16 protein-coding genes and 3 pseudogenes are annotated in these 15675 nt (G+C 58.8%); 13 read left to right on the top strand and 6 right to left on the bottom strand.

Translation table 11 applies throughout. The annotated features are described in order from the left end of the window. Together P0D89_RS45435 and P0D89_RS45430 are read right to left on the bottom strand one after the other, a co-directional pair. Window positions 1-306 (bottom strand): annotated as a pseudogene (locus tag P0D89_RS45435) (chromosome partitioning protein ParB); the annotation flags it as partial. Between the two features lie 5 nt (window positions 307-311). Then, window positions 312-1145, bottom strand: a complete 834-nt coding sequence (locus P0D89_RS45430; RefSeq protein ID WP_408368598.1) for a DUF932 domain-containing protein — start codon at window positions 1143-1145, stop codon at window positions 312-314. Window positions 1146-1850: 705 nt separating this feature from the next. Here P0D89_RS45430 and P0D89_RS45425 point away from each other — a divergent pair. The 11 genes from P0D89_RS45425 to P0D89_RS45375 all read left to right on the top strand — a co-directional run bounded on the left by P0D89_RS45425 (window position 1851) and on the right by P0D89_RS45375 (window position 10715). Further along, a complete protein-coding gene (locus P0D89_RS45425; RefSeq protein ID WP_408378693.1) occupies window positions 1851-2294 on the top strand; it encodes an HIT family protein in 444 nt (147 codons plus the stop codon). 456 nt (window positions 2295-2750) lie between these two features. Then, on the top strand, window positions 2751-3641 hold the full coding sequence (locus tag P0D89_RS45420) for a substrate-binding periplasmic protein (protein WP_408368600.1): 891 nt from the start codon (window positions 2751-2753) through the stop codon (window positions 3639-3641). Window positions 3642-3670: 29 nt separating this feature from the next. Beyond that, on the top strand, window positions 3671-4546 hold the full coding sequence (locus P0D89_RS45415) for an amino acid ABC transporter ATP-binding protein (protein WP_408378682.1): 876 nt from the start codon (window positions 3671-3673) through the stop codon (window positions 4544-4546). Between the two features lie 9 nt (window positions 4547-4555). Then, window positions 4556-5230 carry an amino acid ABC transporter permease gene (locus tag P0D89_RS45410; protein ID WP_408368602.1) on the top strand — a complete coding sequence of 225 codons (675 nt, stop codon included), beginning with the start codon at window positions 4556-4558 and terminating at the stop codon, window positions 5228-5230. A gap of 6 nt (window positions 5231-5236) precedes the next feature. After that, window positions 5237-5896, top strand: coding sequence for an amino acid ABC transporter permease (locus P0D89_RS45405; RefSeq protein ID WP_408368604.1), 660 nt, complete (start codon window positions 5237-5239; stop codon window positions 5894-5896). Between the two features lie 74 nt (window positions 5897-5970). Beyond that, on the top strand, window positions 5971-7005 hold the full coding sequence (locus tag P0D89_RS45400) for a proline racemase family protein (protein ID WP_408368606.1): 1035 nt from the start codon (window positions 5971-5973) through the stop codon (window positions 7003-7005). Between the two features lie 164 nt (window positions 7006-7169). Further along, window positions 7170-7715: a cupin domain-containing protein gene (locus P0D89_RS45395; RefSeq protein WP_408368608.1), complete on the top strand. Its 546-nt coding sequence runs from the start codon at window positions 7170-7172 to the stop codon at window positions 7713-7715. Next, window positions 7712-8488 (top strand): alpha/beta fold hydrolase, encoded by a 777-nt coding sequence (locus tag P0D89_RS45390; protein WP_408368610.1) that lies wholly within the window; start codon window positions 7712-7714, stop codon window positions 8486-8488. Before P0D89_RS45395 ends, P0D89_RS45390 begins: the two co-directional genes overlap by 4 nt. 84 nt (window positions 8489-8572) lie before the next feature. After that, window positions 8573-9355 carry an aspartate dehydrogenase gene (locus P0D89_RS45385; RefSeq protein WP_408378690.1) on the top strand — a complete coding sequence of 261 codons (783 nt, stop codon included), beginning with the start codon at window positions 8573-8575 and terminating at the stop codon, window positions 9353-9355. Continuing rightward, complete coding sequence (locus P0D89_RS45380; protein WP_408368612.1) at window positions 9321-10124, top strand: SDR family oxidoreductase; 804 nt, start codon at window positions 9321-9323, stop codon at window positions 10122-10124. The genes P0D89_RS45385 and P0D89_RS45380 overlap by 35 nt, the downstream gene beginning before the upstream one ends. Window positions 10125-10142: 18 nt before the next feature. Next, the gene (locus P0D89_RS45375; RefSeq protein ID WP_408368614.1) at window positions 10143-10715 is read left to right on the top strand and encodes an NIPSNAP family protein; all 573 of its coding nucleotides are present in this window, start codon (window positions 10143-10145) and stop codon (window positions 10713-10715) included. An 81-nt stretch (window positions 10716-10796) separates the two neighbouring features. Here P0D89_RS45375 and P0D89_RS45370 read toward each other — a convergent pair whose 3' ends face one another. Continuing rightward, window positions 10797-11855 carry a LacI family DNA-binding transcriptional regulator gene (locus P0D89_RS45370; protein WP_408368616.1) on the bottom strand — a complete coding sequence of 353 codons (1059 nt, stop codon included), beginning with the start codon at window positions 11853-11855 and terminating at the stop codon, window positions 10797-10799. 572 nt (window positions 11856-12427) lie between these two features. On the opposite strand from P0D89_RS45370, the gene P0D89_RS45365 reads away from it, so the two are divergent. Both P0D89_RS45365 and P0D89_RS45360 read left to right on the top strand, forming a co-directional pair. Beyond that, complete coding sequence (locus P0D89_RS45365) at window positions 12428-13255, top strand: oxidoreductase (RefSeq protein ID WP_459252680.1); 828 nt, start codon at window positions 12428-12430, stop codon at window positions 13253-13255. Window positions 13256-13331: 76 nt separating this feature from the next. Further along, window positions 13332-13917: pseudogene (locus P0D89_RS45360) on the top strand (cytochrome c); the annotation flags it as partial. 228 nt (window positions 13918-14145) lie between these two features. Here the strand turns inward: P0D89_RS45360 and P0D89_RS45355 are convergent. The 3 genes and pseudogenes from P0D89_RS45355 to P0D89_RS45345 all read right to left on the bottom strand — a co-directional run. After that, window positions 14146-14382 (bottom strand): SDR family oxidoreductase, encoded by a 237-nt coding sequence (locus P0D89_RS45355; RefSeq protein ID WP_408378684.1) that lies wholly within the window; start codon window positions 14380-14382, stop codon window positions 14146-14148. Between the two features lie 209 nt (window positions 14383-14591). Further along, a pseudogene (locus P0D89_RS45350) lies at window positions 14592-14840 on the bottom strand (IS3 family transposase); the annotation flags it as partial. Between the two features lie 118 nt (window positions 14841-14958). Next, the coding region (locus P0D89_RS45345; protein WP_408378680.1) for a tyrosine-type recombinase/integrase at window positions 14959-15675 on the bottom strand (717 nt) is incomplete at its 5' end.

Genomic DNA, 15675 nt, shown 5'->3' with positions numbered 1-15675 from the left:
TTCCGCATCCGCGATGTATCCCGCGTTCTGGTCGTCGCTAAAAAGGTCGCGGCGCACATACCCGCCAGCAGCCTCATAGGCGTCAAAGCCGACAAAGCGGACGAGACGACTGCGGCTTGCGTCGATTTCCGCGCGGGTGATGGCCTGCCGCAGATAGTTGGGCTGGCGCTGCCACTCGTTCGCATCGAACCAGATATGCTCCTGCGTCTCGTGGTCATCCGCGAGAGCGAGCGCGGCAAGCTGGTCGAGCGTGATCGCACCCTCGCGCAGCAGCGCGAGTAACTTTGGTGATACGTTTGCCAGCTTCGTGCCTACGTCTTCATCTGGCGCATCGCGTCCGCGAGCATCCAGAGGGCGCGGTTGAGCTTCACGTTCTGGTCGATGCCGGTGATGGGCCGCGTAGACATGGAGCGCCCGGTGCGCGAGCGTCCGTGCAGTCCACCCTTGGTGAGGTTTTCCTGCACGCGGTTAAAGACCGTCCAGAGGTCATCACGTCGATCCTCGAAACGGCGTGGAGCGAGGAACTGGCTTTCGGTGACAGGCGCGGGGGCCCCGGTATCGGTCGGGGCGTAGCGCAGCGCGAGCGCGGAGCGTGCGAACGCATGCTGTTCGTCGCGATCCAGTGCCACGTCGCGCATACCGTCCTTCTGCTCACGGATCAGGTCGAAGCCGTCGAGCACATCGAATGCGCCATTGATCACGTTCTGGACGACATTGCCTTTGTGGGGGACGCGGATATCGGCAACATTGTCGCCAGCCACCATGCCGTTCTGGCAGACAAACCGGAACGCCCCCGCGAGCATCTGATAGCTGCTGGTGCCGTCGTGCGAGTTCAGCAGCACGATTTCATCGGCTTCCTCGCCCGTGATCTGCTCGGAATGGCGCAGCCGGAGCATGTGCTTTGTAAATTCGCGCCTGCCCTGATCGCGCACGCGGGTCTGACAAATGATGAACGGCTGAAAGCCTTCGTTGCGCAGGCCGCGCAGCACGTCGATGGTGGGAATGTAGGTGTAGCGTTCCGAACGGCTCTCGTGCTTGCAGTCCGCGAAGATGGACGGGGCGACGCGGCGGATCTGATCGTCTGACAGGGGCGAGTCAGCGCGCAGCATAGGGCAGTCGTAACGGAAAGAGGAAGCGAGTAGCATGGCAGTCTCCACAGTCAAGATTGAGGACCTGAACCGGGCGGCGGGATGTGCTGTGCCGTTGTGGCTGGACACTTCCCGGTGGAACTCGGGGTTGGCTTTGCTGCCGCCAGGCTTCCGGGTTCCCGCCCGTGCGACTTGGGGAGCCGATAGCGGGTGGGTGTCAAGGAAACAGGCGAGGGAGGGGTGCGGGCAACGCGGTCCCTCGCCCCTTGATGCCTGCCCGCTATCGGCTACGGTCGCGGGTCAAGGGCGGGAAGCTGGGAGTCGGGTGCATGCCTGCCTCGGGTTTGACCGGGCAGGGACGCGCGGCAAGCGCGGGGGCGCGACGTGTCCCGGGCGTTCGAGATCGTCACCTAGATCGTCGACAATCCAAGGCGCATTTGGAGCTTATTCTTTCGGTGATCTTCGCCAGGTTCGACAGACGGCGCTGAACTCCAGTCGCCTCATCATCTATGACGCCCGAGACTACGTTTCCGACCACTCAAATGACGCTTGCGCCTTGTCGCTTCTGCTCGCTGCCCGACTCACGCATCGCTGGGCAGAACGAGCACGCCGTCTGGATTCGAGACGGCTCCTGTGTCCCCGGGCCACAGCCTCGTTATTCTCAAGCGCCACGTCGGGTCCTTCTTCAAGGTCTGCAGTGAGGAGCGCACCGCGCTCCTGGCGCTGCTCGACTAAGCCAAGGTAGCAGCTGAGGCCGAGTTCCTGCCCGACGGCTTCAACATCGGCATCAACGACGGTTCTGCCGCCGGACAGACCGTGCCGCACCTGCACATCCACCTGATACCCGCTTCAAGGGCAACCTGCCAGACCCGCGAGGCGGCGTGCGGTGGGTCATCCCGGAAAAGGCCGACTATTGGAGGAAGCGCCAGCGAGCTCGACAGTACCACCGCCGTCAGCCGAGGCACAACTGGCCTTCCTCGCCAAGCTTCAGCGGCTCTTTGCAGAAGGCGACTTCACGCAACCTACAAGTTCGCGCTGCGCATCGCGCTTGCAGACCTGGCTGTGGAAGTTGGAGCGGACGACGGCGCCGACCCTTTGCAAATATTCGTCAACCCACGAGAACAGCGGACCAAAGACCTCTTACGGAGTTCGGTGCTCGGCGAGGGCCAATCCGGAGGCGCACTGGATCAAGGGGCGTCGGGCTAGAAAGGTAGCAGGGCCGTCGCCATCGAGTCGAGGCGAATGGCGCAGGCCATTAGGACATGGAGGCCGCGTTGTCCCGCAAGGCCCCGCAGTTCCTTTCAAAGCAAACAATCGACTGTACCTTCCAGATCGACGCTGTAATCGATTTCCATACATTCAAGCCTTGTCGGAAGGTCATGCCTAGGGAGAATACTAGGACGGCTATGTAAAGCTTTACGCACATTTTTTTTTCAACTAGCATGATTCTACGCACTCAGAGGCACTGCTTTCCCCCACAGGAGGTGCGCGTTGGCGAAGAGTGGTTCGTGAGGACGGCCATTTGGTTGAATGCGCGCGTAAACGATTACCAAGCTTGTCGAAAGTACCTTGAACGTTGGAGAAGGCGGCTGGACTGATAGAGCGTCTGGATCGTCGAAGGGAGAAACGCAAATGTCCGCACTTCCACATTTAACGGAATCTATGACCATCATGAAGACCACCCACATCACGGCCGTTCATCGGGCCGCGATCGCGAAAACGCTTCGCTCGTTGTTCAAGTCGTTCTTCGCCGTCGCCTGTGTTGCTGTCAGCACAGGCAGCGTGATCGCTCCGGCTCACGCTGCCGATTCATCGGCTTTCGAATCCGTGCGCAAGGCCGGCGAGTTACGTTGTGGCGCCGCGCTCGCGCCCCCGTTCGTCGTTCGCGATCCGAAAACGGGAGCCTACACCGGTGCGTTTAGTGACCTGTGCCGTAAGTTCGGTGAGGATGTGCTGAAGGTGAAAGTGAAGTTCGTCGATACGACCTGGGACAGCATGATTGCGGGTCTCCAGACGGACAAGTGGGATTTGGCGATGGCTATCAACCGCACGCCTGTCCGTGAGCAGGTCATCAGCTTCTCAACGGCCGTCGTACGCAACGAAACGAACTTTGTCTACAACCGCACGGACCCAAAGGTGCCGAAGCAGATCAGATCGGTCGCCGATATTGACAAGCCTGGTCTGGTGATCGCAGTGGTGCAAGGCACGACTGATGACAAGGCAATCAGTCCGGCCTTGAAACAGGCGCAGATCCTTCGTTTGCCCGACGCGGACAGTACCCGTCTTGCACTTATTTCCCATCGCGCCAATTTTCTCGCTGATCAATCCGATGCGAATCTGATCTTTCAGGCGGCACACCCGGATTGGGCCGAAATCTACCATGTGCAACCTCCCTTCAATCTTCAGGACGTCGCTTTCGGTCTGAACAAGACCTACACGGATGCCGATCTCAAGGTGCTAAACCAGTTCATCGAACAGCAAACGAAGTCGGGCTTCATCAAGACCAGTGTGGACGCTGCAGTGAAGCAAGCGGCGCAGTCCGTGAACCAGTAACCGAAATTCTCCATGCCTCCAGCCAGACGATGAGCAACGAAATGGAAAATGTCATGAGAGTTGACCGCCCACTCATGCGAGATGCTGACGCAGCCGCATCGCAGGGCGGGAAAGATGCTACCCAATCATCTTTCCAGCGAGGCGCGCAACCGTTGGTGCGCATCCGGGGCCTGTCCAAGCATTACGGACCGATGGTGAAGGTCCTGAAGGGGCTCGACATTGACATGCAGCGCGACGATCGTCTGGTCGTGATCGGACCGAGCGGTGGCGGGAAGAGCACGTTGTTGCGCGTGCTGATGGGGCTGGAAACGATTGAAGGCGGCGCTGTCGAATTCAATGGCAAACCGTACCTGTCGTTCGACGAGAAGACCGAACGCACGCGTATGGATCTCGCCATCCGCAAGCAAATCGGTATGGTCTTCCAGCACTACACGCTCTTTCCCCATCTCGACGTCCTGCGCAACCTCACGCTCGCGCCGTGCAAGGTCAAAGGCGAGGCGCGAGGCTCGGCGGAGAAACGAGCGACCTTGCTGCTCGATCGCCTGGGGCTCGGGAGCAAGGCCCGCGCATACCCCGCGCAGCTCTCGGGCGGGCAGAAACAACGTGTTGCGATTGCTCGGGCCCTGATGCTGGACCCGCAACTCATGCTGTTCGATGAAGTGACCTCCGCGCTCGACCCCGAGCTCGTGGCGGAAGTTGAGACAGTGATTCTCGAACTCGCCTCACAGGGAATGCCGATGGTCATGGTGACTCACGACATGTGGTTCGCAAAGAAGGTCGCGTCGCGTATTGTGTTCTGTGCAGACGGCGTGGTCATAGAATCGGGCACGCCTGATGAGATGTTCAAGAACCCCAGGCAGGCGCGGACGAAAGAGTTTTTGAATAACGTCCTGCATGTGAGCTAGGAGAGGGTTGTGAACTATTCGATGAATTTTTCGGCGATATCTTCGGCGTTAGATCCTCTTTGGCAGGGACTTGCGATTACGCTCGTGATCGCGGTGTGCGCAAATGTAATCGGTGTCGTGGCGGGTTTCGTCGTCGGAATGCTCTCTCAGAGTAAATCGCGGCTTGTTCGCTTTCCGGTCTCGGCTTTCATCGAGTTCTTCCGCTGTACGCCGGCCCTGGTTCAAGTGGTCTGGTTCTTTTACTGCGTACCAATCATCTTCAATGTGTTCCTGACGCCGGTCACAATGGGGATTCTTGCTATCTCGCTGAACCTGACCGCGTTCAATGCCGAGGCTTACCGGGCTGGGATTCAATCGGTTCCACGCGAGCAGCATGATGCGGGCGTCGCGCTCGGTTTTTCGCCGTTTCAGCGCACGACGCTGATTGTTCTTCCGCACGCCTTTCGCATTGCATTGCCTGTTCTGGTGACCAATGGCATCTCGGCATTGCAGCAGACTTCCTTGCTGTCGGTGGTGGCCATTCAGGAGCTTATGTACACGGGCAAGCAGATTGCGTCCGAGACATACCGACCGCTCGAAGTGTTCACGACCATCGGTATTGTGTATCTGCTGGTGTCGGTAGCCGTGGCGCAGGTGTTGCGTGTGATTGAGCGCAAGCGTTTCTTCAACTACTTGGCGGCGTGACTGATCATGAACTTCAATTTCGCCTTTTTGCTGGGATATGTGCAGCCATTGCTTGAGGGACTTGCTCTTACCGCAAAGTTGACGCTGGCTTCGGCGGCTGCAGGTATTGCTCTGGGATTTGTAGCAAGCCTTTTGCGAACGTATGGTCCGGCCTATGCGCGTGCAATCACGACGGGGTACGTTGAGCTGTTCCGCGGAACGCCGCTGCTGGTTCAGCTCTTCTGGTTTTTCTTCTGCCTGCCGCTTTTGCTTCACATCAACATCAGCGTGACAGTTGCATCGTTCACGGCCCTCAGTCTGTATATGGGCGCAATCACTTGTGAAACGTTCCGTGCATCGCTGGGCTCCATCAAGAAAGAGGAACTGGATGCTTGCGTGGCCTTGGGATTGAATCGCATGGCGCGCGTGACCTACATCATCTTGCCGCTCACCTTTGTTCGCTCAATGCCCACGCTGCTCTCGAACATTGTCAGCCTGTTCAAGGAAAGTGCGTTGGTCTCCGCACTGGGCATGGCGGATCTGATGTTCGTCGGTCAGAACATCGCAAACACAAGTGCGCGTCCGGTCGAGGTGCTGACAACGACAGCCATCATTTACTTTGTCGTGGCCTATCCGTTGACACGATGCGTGGGATCGATCGAACGAAGAGTGCTTCAGCGGTTTTAAGAGCGATTGATTTCGGCAATTACGATTTGAATCGGCGGCACTGAGCCACGTGTACAAAATATGGGAGCACAGCAATGAAGATGAAGCGGATGGTCAACGTGGTTGGCGTACACACGGCCGGCGAACGCAACGACGTGATTACAGGGGGCGTGCTCGATGTTCCGGGCAACACGATGTTCGAAAAGATGCGCTACCTGGAGACCCAAGCCGACGACCTGCGCAAGTTTTTGCTGCAGGAGCCGCGCGGCTCCGTGACTCAATGCATCAATCTCGTGCTCCCGCCTTGCGACCCGCAGGCAGACGCCGGGTTCGTGATTATGGAGTCCGAGTTTTATGTGCCGATGTCCGGAAGCAACACCATCTGCACAGTCACAGCGCTGTTGGAAACCGGAATGCTACCGATGCTGGAGCCGTACACCGACCTGACATTGGAAGCACCCGGTGGTCTCGTCAAGGTTCGGGCGGAATGTCGTGACGGCAAGTGCATCAACGTTCGCTTTTCGAACGTACCATGCTTTGTGTTCGGGTTAGACCAGCAGGTCGAAGTGCCGGGAATCGGGACGCTGACTGTCGACGTCGCCTACGGAGGAATGATCTACGTGCTGGTCGACGCGGCGACAGTCGGCTTTTCTGTCGAACCTGACGAAGCGGCGGAGATGGTTGAGGTCGGCGAAGCCATCAAGGCGGCGGCAGCGGAGCAGCTTCCGGCAGTCCATCCCGAGAATCCGAAAATCCACACGATCAATCAGACGCTTTTTGCTGGTCCGCTTGAGCGCGGGCCAAATGGCCTCTGTTCGAAGAACGGCGTAATCGTTTCACCCGGCCGGCTGGATCGTTCGCCATGTGGCACAGGGACGAGTGCACGGCTTGCAGTTCTTCATGCTCGCGGTTTGATTCAGCAAGGCGAGCGTTTCCTTCACAAATCAATCATCGGCACTGAGTACACCGGTGAAATCGTCGAAACACTGACGGTTGGCGGCAAGCCGGGCATACGACCGGCCATTACCGGTGGTGCCTGGATTACGGGCTTCCATCAGTACGTCCTCGATGCATCGGATCCCTTCCCAACAGGCTATACGTTAAGCGATCTGTGGAAGACAAGGAAGTAGGACTAGGAGCGTCGCGGCCGTAGCACAGCGGCAATTTCGAATCAGCATTCTTACGCGCGTTTTATTTCCAGCTTCGCACGAGGTCATGTACGTCTTCCCTCGTAAACGTTTTCCATCGCACGGCTTTTTAAACAGCACAGATTTCATTCTCAGCGGAGGTCAAGGTGAGTGACAACCCGGTTGAACAAGATAAGCAAGCTGCAGCGGAAGCGGTGCGAAAAGACGGCAAGTTTTTGCTGGTCCACTCCAGCAAGGAGGAAAGCTACTGGCAGCCGCAACCCGCGAATGGCTATGCTTCCGTCCACGTTGCGCCGCATCTGGTACCGATGGATCGCCCTTTCTCGGCCGGCACGCAAACCTTGCCGCCGGGCGGTAGGGTTCGCTTGCATTCCCACACGGACAATGAAGAGGTGTTGCACTTCATCTCAGGTAATGGCAAGGCGGAACTGGACGGCGAGGAGTATCGCCTCGAGCCGGGAATGACCCTCTTTATCGGCAAGCTGCGCACGCACACGTTCATCAACGATGGTGACTCGGATCTTCATTGGGTTTGGTTCTTCTTGCCCTCTGGGCTCGAGACGTTCTTCCGCGATATCGGCCGCGCACGCACGCCGGGCGAAGCTGCGCCCGAGCCGTTCGCGCGCCCCGCGGACGCCGCACAAATCGAGGCTCGAACCGTCTTCACTCAGCCGAGCGAGAGGCAGGAATGATGGACGGGCGCACGAGGTCGGGCATACATTACGAAGTGGTGGGCAGCGGCGATGCGCTGCTGTGCATCGCCGGACTTGCCGGTCACGGCTCTTTCTGGCGGCCCGTTGCAGCATTGCTTGCGAACCGCTACCGCGTCATCGCATTCGATCATCCGGGCGTCGGCCGAAGCACAAAAGACGCGGAGCAGCGCATTACGCTGATCGCGCAAGCCGCGCTCGATGTGCTGGACGAGGAGAACGTGGTTCAGACGCATGTGCTCGGTCACTCGACAGGCAGTCTCGTGGCGCAGACGCTCGCCCTGGATCATCGGGACCGCTGTCGCAAGATCGTCCTGAGTGGTGGCTGGGCAAAGCCGGACCGACGCTTCAGAGATCTGTTCGACCTGCGACGCCTCATGTTGCAGGGACTAGGCACCCGTGCCTATTCGGCGCTCTCGCGACTCGGCGGTTACGACGCGCAGTGGTACGAACAACATATCGCGCAGGTATCCCCCTTGCGATTCGATGGTGATGACGAGTTCGACGTTCAGACCGTGGTGAGTCGAATCGACATGCTCCTGAGCTACGAACGGTCCGACGCGCTCACGGCACTTGACATCGATACGCTCGTCGTCGGAGCGCGGGATGACTTCATCGTGCCGTTCCATCACTCGGAAGATCTGGCGCGGCGCATCAGGAACGCGATCCTTGCCGAGGCCGACGGCGGTCATTTCTTCCCACAGGTCAATCCAGAAGCGTTCGCATCTCGGGTTGGCGCATTTTTGGACAAATGACACATGGCTATTTCAGAACCCGACGGACACTCGTTCGCACCCGGCTCTGGCGGTGCAGCCGTCGCTGCGAATGAACGAGTCGCAATTATCGGCATGGGCGCCATGGGCAAACGCGTTTTGGCAAAGTTGCAGGAACGGGGCCTCAATCCTCAGCAGCTTTCCTGCGTTGTGCCCGCTCACGAAGCGGCGCCGGTTGCGGCACAGTCGTTCGGGATTGAAGTGTTCCGTGACCTTCCCTCGCTACTTTCATGGCATCCAACCCTTGCCGTCGAGTGCGCGGGGCACGCGGCCGTCGACGAAACGGTCGTTCCGCTTCTCGAGCATGGGGTTGACGCCATCCTCGTTTCCATCGGAGCGCTGTCGTCTGCGCCCCTGTTCGAAAAGATCAATCGCGCAATGAAGGCTGGCTGCTCGCACCTGACGTTGGTATCCGGCGCCATCGGAGGCATCGACGCACTGCACGCCGCGCGCATGGGCGGTCTTGAGGCGGTTCGATACATCGGGCGCAAACCGCCTCGTGCATGGGAGGGGTCTCCGGCCGAAGACCAGTTCGACCTTCGGGCGATCGACAAACCCACCGTGATTTTCGAAGGCACGGCCGGCGAGTCGGCAAGGCTCTTTCCGAAGAACGCCAACGTCACAGCAGCAGTAGCCCTGGCGGGTGTCGGCTTTGACAAAACGACGGTCACGATGATGGCCGATCCGAGCATCGAGAAGAACGTGCATGAAGTTGAGGCAACCGGCGCTTTCGGCCGCTTATTGATTCGCCTCGAGAACAATCCACTACCGGATAACCCGCGGACTTCGTGGCTCGCCGCAATGAGCATCGAAGATGCAGTCATCCGTCGCCTTGAACATTCAATCTGATATTGGTGAGAAAGAAATGAGACTCGAAGGAAAAGTAGCCGTCGTGACCGGTGCAGCATCTGGGATCGGTGCAGCTACCGCAGAACTGTTCATCAAGGAAGGTGCAAAAGTTGTTGTCGCCGACCGCAATGTTGACCAGGCGCAAACGGTCGCCAGCGCGTTGGGCGCAAACGCATTGGCAGTGGGGGTGGATGTCACTGTTGCTGAGCAGATCAAGCACTTGATTGCCGCGACCGTAGGCAAGTTCGGCGGCCTCGACATCCTTGTCAACAACGCGGGATTCGGAATCCGCGGCAGCGTCGTCAATACAGAGGAAGACGATTGGGACAAGGTGATCGATGTAAATCTGAAAGGCGTGTATCTTGTCTCCAAGTACGGAATCCCCGAGCTTGAGAAACGTGGCGGAGGCGCGGTAGTTAACATCTCGTCGACCGCGGCGGTCTGCGGTATCCCCGATCGTGCCGCCTATGTGGCAGCAAAAGGCGGCGTCGCTTCCCTTACCCGTTCGATGGCTCTTGATCATGCGGAGAAGAACATCCGGGTCAACAGCATCGCGCCAGGTGTGATCTGGTCCAGCTACTACGAGAAGATGCTCAAAGAGGTGCCGGACCCAGAAGGCTTCGTGAACGGACTGAAGGCGCGTGCGCCAGTCAACCGGATGGGCACTCCACATGAGATCGCCACGATGGCACTGTTCCTGGCCTCTGACGAGTCGTCGTTCGCTACCGGTGGTTTCTTTACAGTCGATGGTGGCTACACCGCTCGTTAAAGAGAAGGCTCAGCAGATATGATCCACGAGCTGCGCGAATACACGATCGAGCAATCAGTCGCAGAGAGGTACTTCAAACTGTTTCGCGACCTGGCCATGCCGATTCGAGGCGAGGCGTTCGGGCGCTTGCTGGGAAACTGGGTAGTGCCAGGGCGCGAGATGACTTTCTTCCATCTGTGGGAGTATGAATCGCTGGCCGACCGAACCGTGAAACGAGCCGCCCTAGCGACGATCGATGACTGGACCCATAAATTCCTGCCAGCTGCGGCGGCCTGTATTACGGGGCAGCGGATCACAATATTGAGGCCCTTCGCCGACGCCGGTGTGATGAGCGTGCTGCGCGACGCTCAAGCGAGTCGTCTCGCAGTGAGCACCTTTCGGTGCGGAACCGGGCAGGCGGCTGCGGTGGCGTCGGCGGTCGCGAATTCAGCCTCTATGGGCGATGCGGGTATCTGGATTGAGGAGATTCCAGATCCCAATGTCGTCCGCTGCGTGAGTAGCCGGTGTGACGCGCCCGGCCCCGACGTGAGGCTATCAGAGCTTGGGGTGACGAACGCATCTCAGCAAGTATGGGAGAGGGGCCCCTGCTGATCCGTCCGTCACTTGCGCCCAATCAGCGAATGGGCGCCTTTTCACCGCATCGGCCGTTCCCCCGATGATATAGCCTTACCATCATGCGACGACATTAGGAGCCGTGCCAGACACGGAGACGCGAGGCACACTCGTGGAATCCCGGACAATCAGTTGGGTATCGAGACGCGCCGGCATCACTTTTCGTCCTTGCGTCAGAGCTCCGATCAGCGATCGCGCCGCAAGACGTCCCATCTCTACAGCAGGAACAGCGATAGTGGTCAAGGCGGGCGAAAAAATGGTCGTATAGTCATCGTCATCGAAGCCAACTACCGACATATCTTCCGGCACGCGCAGACCAAGCCGCCGGCATTCAGCTATTGCACTGAGTGCGAAGACATCGGCGTTGCAGACGACTGCCGTGACGTCAGGAAGCTCATGATGAATTTGTCGCATCGCATCCGCGCCTTGATGCATCGCCGAGCCGTAGCTCTTCTCGATGACATGGATTCCGTCGCCAAGTCCGTGCGTTTGCATCGTTTTCTCAAAGCCGGTTACTCGGGCTTGTTGTCGGTCGTTCCCTTGAAGAGGGCCCGCAATCATTGCCATCTGACGATGACCCAGTCGGATCAGAAACTCGACTGCTTGTTTCGTCGCAGCGAAGTTGTCGAACCCAATCGACGGCACTACGTCATCATCGTTGAACGAGTATGTCGTCACGCAGGGGATCTGCTTTTCGGTGAGATATTCCTTCAGTTTGGGGTCTTCCATCTTGCCAACGAGCAACAATGCCTCCGCACCGCGTTCGACGATTCGCTTGACGGCATCAAGCATGTTCCGATTGTCAAACCCCGTGGTTACCACGAACACACTGTAGCCAGCCGCTGTCAATTGCTCTTCGAACGCGTGAGTCATGCGCGCAAACATCGAGTAATCGAGCGACGGAATCACTGCTCCGATAATGAACGACTTTCGAAGGCGTAGCGCCTTTGCCGCCGGGTCGGCGCTGTATCCCAGTTCCTTGGCTACAGCGAGGACTCTTTGCCGCGCCTCGGCGCCAACGCGATTCGGGATATTGAACGCTCGAGAAACGGTCGCGACCGATACGCCCGCTGCCTTCGCGACGTCGAAGACGTTTGGTTTCGTTTTCTTTCTGTTCATGGTTCGACACGCTGAATCGAAGGATTCGTTTCCATACTACACGCATGTAGTGTAGCACTTGGCGTTCGAATTGGAAAACGATTACACTAGTATTTGCCGGGCGCAGAAGCGGGAATTAGGTCTTCCAGGTGAAAACGTTACTTCGCATGCTGTGCCTCTCGGCATGTGCCGTTTGAAGTCCGGTTGACATCAGGTTCAGGTAAGCACTGCACGATAAAACTCGGTGTCAAGTTGTCGAACTGCGCGCACTCGAACACGCCGTATGTAAGGTATTCCTAATTTAAGCGGCGAGTCGCTGCAGCAACGCGGTGCCATACTTTTCGCGAAAAATCTGGCGCTTTGATCCTGAAAATCCATATTGATCAAGTACTTGCGAAATTGCTGATAGCTCGAAAGCGATCGAACGGCCGAGCTTTGCTGCCAGCGGCTCTGCGCGCTGCTATCGCCATATTTTGCATAGGAAGGGCGACAACCCCTCATCGCGGATGCGAATTCCGCCTTGCACATCCACTCCCTTTGCCTTCAAAACGAACAGGAGTTTCCCAAATGATGAATCGAGACAACCCGTCTGGCTGATCACTGGCTGTTCCACAGGCTTCGGCCGCGAACTGGCGAAACTGGTGCTGGCAGGCGGCTGGCGCGCAGTCGTTACTGCACGGGACCCAGCGAAAGTGGCGGACATTGCCGAGGGGCACGCTGGGCGGGCACTCGTGCTGCCGCTCGATGTCACCCAGCGCGCGCAGATCGACGAGGCCGTCAAAGCGGCGCAGGAGCGCTTCGGACGCATCGACGTGCTCGTCAATAATGCCGGCTACGGTTATCTCGCCGCTATTGAGGAAGGCGAAGACGAAGCGGTGCGCGACATGTTCGAGGCCAACGTGTTCGGCCTCGTCGACATGACCAAGGCCGTGCTGCCGGTGATGCGCAAGCTACGCAGCGGCCTGATCGTCAACGTCTCGTCGATTGGCGGCCTTACCAGTTTTGCGGCGACCGGCTACTATCACGGCACCAAATACGCGGTGGAAGGCATCTGTGAATCTCTCGCCACCGAGGTCAAGCCGCTCGGCATCGACGTGCTGATCGTCGAGCCGGGGCCGTTCCGCACCAACTGGGCGGGCCCCTCGATCAAGCAATCGGCGATACAGATTGACGACTACGCCGCCACCGCCGGCGAGCGCCGCAAGCAGACCGCCGCGCGCAGCGGCAACCAGGCGGGCGACCCGGTGCGGGCCGCGCACGCGATTATCGACGCGGCACTATCGGACAAGCCGCCGTTGCGTCTGCTGCTCGGCAAGACCGCGCTCGAACTGGCGCGCAAGAAGCTCGATCTGATGCGCAAGGACTTCGACGCATGGGAAGCGACGACCGTGGGCGCGGATTTCCCGAAAGGGGCGAAGTAACGTCAGCGCGTTCTCAAGCGTGTTCTCAAATCAGCCCCAGCCGACGTCGCCGGCAACAACAATGCACGGAGGACAAATGCCGAAACGCGTGTTGTTTGCGGTTTTGCTGCTGACGCTTAGCGTGATTGGGCATTGTGCGGCCGCAGCCCATGATTGAACTCAGGATAGGCAGCAAGACCCAGTCGTTTAGCCAGGGGGAGTTGCTGGCGCGGCCGGATGTTGCCGAGATTCACGTTCCGCAAGATGTCGCCTACGGTACGTCGACGACCTACCGCGCAGTGCCGCTGGCCGATCTGCTCGACGGTGCGGCGTTACGTGCGGGCAGCGTGCTCGAGGCACGTGCGACCGACGGCTTCGCCGCGCAACTGCCGATGGACCTCGTGAGTAACCGTGATCCTGCGACAGCCGTCGCATGGCTCGCGGTCGAGGACCCGGCCCGGCCATGGCCGAAGCTGCCGGGCAAGCTGGTCAGCGCGGGACCGTTCTATCTGGTCTGGGGCGGCAGGGAAGCGGCATCCGTGCGCAGCGAGCAGTGGCCTTAACAGATCGCGCAACTTGCTACGTATCCATCTCCATCCGCGCGTTGGCCCGTGCTCGCCGTCGATCCGGCGCTGCCGGCAACCGATCCGATCCGCGCAGGCCAACGCCTATTCATCACTCAGTGACAGAGATCGGCCACAAACGGTCCTTCGCGGTCGCGTGGTGAACGTCTCCTGATGAGCGAGGAGTCGCCATTTGGCAAAGCGACGGCGGCGCACGATTCGTCGAGCGAGCCAGTTTTGTTTTCACGCGCTGTGTACGGAAATGACCTCACGAATCGACACACACAGGTGCCGGCCTGCACCAGACGAATCAACACTGAATGCCAACTTCGGGCCTGAAGCCATCAGTCAAGCACTTGTGCCCCCATCGACCTTCAGACTGGTGCCCGTAATGAATGCCGCATCGGGGCTTGCCAGCCAGGCGACAAGCCCCGCAATATCGTCGCCTGATCCGTACCGGCCCAATGCAATGGAACCCCGGATCTGGTCGGCCATCGGACCGTTGGCCGGGTTCATCACCGTATCGATTCGTCCGGGCTGCACGTTATTGATCGTAATTTCCCGACTGCCAAGATCCCTGGCCAGCGTGGAGCGTATGGCGTTGGCCGGGCGTGTGCGGCGTTGGGCTCGTCTTTGCCAGCGCCGCGATGCTGCTGCAGATCATTCCCGCGTCCGGTCAGCGACGGCTTGCGGCGGAACGCGAGAGAAGCGCCGACCATAAGGTGCGTGAAGCGCGATAGGCGATCGAGCAATCGCATCAAACGGATCGCATTTCCTTAAATCCGTCTTTAACACAAGGTTGCAGCAGCACAACGATCATGGCCTAAGTAATGATCGACGGCCACCTTCTTCTGTTCGGCAGAATATATCGGCCTGGAACGAACATAGCCGGTCCGTAAATCATGACATCGTTCGTATTCACGATGCCACGACTTAAGAGAATTCTTTGTCGGATACCCCAGCTGTCGGATGGTCGCCCTGACGCGCTTACCCAACTTCAAATAGAGCCGAACCGCTCGCATGCGGTCTTCGTACGAGTACATGAACCACCTCTAGGTAGTCCAAGTTTTCGTCCGCACCCCCTGTGGGTCAGGTTTCAGTCGGCGTTGACATCTACACAATGGTCCCGGTCACCGATTGACGATTGAGTGGGTATACCGCTTAGGCCTGCTCGCTCAATCCTGCTTCTGCCGTCGCCATGCTGAGCTGATCAATGTAGTCAGCCCACTCCTGCATGACCCTACGACGATCGTCGTCAAACGTTGTTCTGTCGTAGGCCTTTTGCACATCGCCACGTTTGGCGTGTGCCAGTTGCGCTTCCAGTACATCGATATCCATACCGAGTCGTTCTCGTCCGACGGTACGAAGCATCCCCCGGAAACCGTGCGTCGCGTGTTTTCCTTGAAATCCCATTTCTCTCAGCGCTTTGCTCAGGGCATCTCGATGTAAATGGGGAGTCTTTTGGCGGGCAGGGGACGGGAAGACGTAGTGCCCCTTGCCCGTGAGCAACTGCACCTCGTTCAGAACCGCGATCGCCTGCTTCGGCAATGGCACGATGTGATCGTGCCGCATTTTCATCCGCTCGGCAGCGACGTGCCATTCGCCTGTTTCCAAGTTCACTTCGTCCCACGGCGCTGAGGCAACGACGCCGGGGCGAAGGCCAGTCAGCATCGTGAGTTTGAGGGCGGCGCGGGTAATGGGTGACTTGTACGCATCGATAGCAATAACGAGCGGGGCGATGTCTGTCGGTTTGGTTATCGCTGGTATGTGGCCTTTCTTGTGGCGCGGCACAACGCCACGAAGTGCCAAGGCAGCGCCATCTTCGCGTAGTCCGTTCTGGACGGCGTATGTCACGATGCCACCGAGAAACTGACGTGC

The organism is Paraburkholderia sp. RL18-085-BIA-A, from assembly GCF_046027075.1.
GTDB lineage: Bacteria > Pseudomonadota > Gammaproteobacteria > Burkholderiales > Burkholderiaceae > Paraburkholderia.
Note: the sequence above shows the minus strand (reverse complement) of the source record. Positions and strands in the feature narration are given on the sequence as shown.

Excerpts from the sequence above, each read along its gene's own strand:
- P0D89_RS45380 (WP_408368612.1), top strand. The coding sequence starts at position 9,321 with ATGCAGTCATCCGTCGCCTTGAACATTCAATCTGATATTGGTGAGAAA.
- P0D89_RS45390 (WP_408368610.1), top strand. The coding sequence starts at position 7,712 with ATGATGGACGGGCGCACGAGGTCGGGCATACATTACGAAGTGGTGGGC.
- P0D89_RS45375 (WP_408368614.1), top strand. The coding sequence starts at position 10,143 with ATGATCCACGAGCTGCGCGAATACACGATCGAGCAATCAGTCGCAGAG.
- P0D89_RS45400 (WP_408368606.1), top strand. The coding sequence starts at position 5,971 with ATGAAGATGAAGCGGATGGTCAACGTGGTTGGCGTACACACGGCCGGC.
- P0D89_RS45415 (WP_408378682.1), top strand. The coding sequence starts at position 3,671 with ATGAGCAACGAAATGGAAAATGTCATGAGAGTTGACCGCCCACTCATG.
- P0D89_RS45430 (WP_408368598.1), bottom strand. The coding sequence starts at position 1,145 with ATGCTACTCGCTTCCTCTTTCCGTTACGACTGCCCTATGCTGCGCGCT.
- P0D89_RS45370 (WP_408368616.1), bottom strand. The coding sequence starts at position 11,855 with ATGAACAGAAAGAAAACGAAACCAAACGTCTTCGACGTCGCGAAGGCA.
- P0D89_RS45420 (WP_408368600.1), top strand. The coding sequence starts at position 2,751 with ATGACCATCATGAAGACCACCCACATCACGGCCGTTCATCGGGCCGCG.
- P0D89_RS45405 (WP_408368604.1), top strand. The coding sequence starts at position 5,237 with ATGAACTTCAATTTCGCCTTTTTGCTGGGATATGTGCAGCCATTGCTT.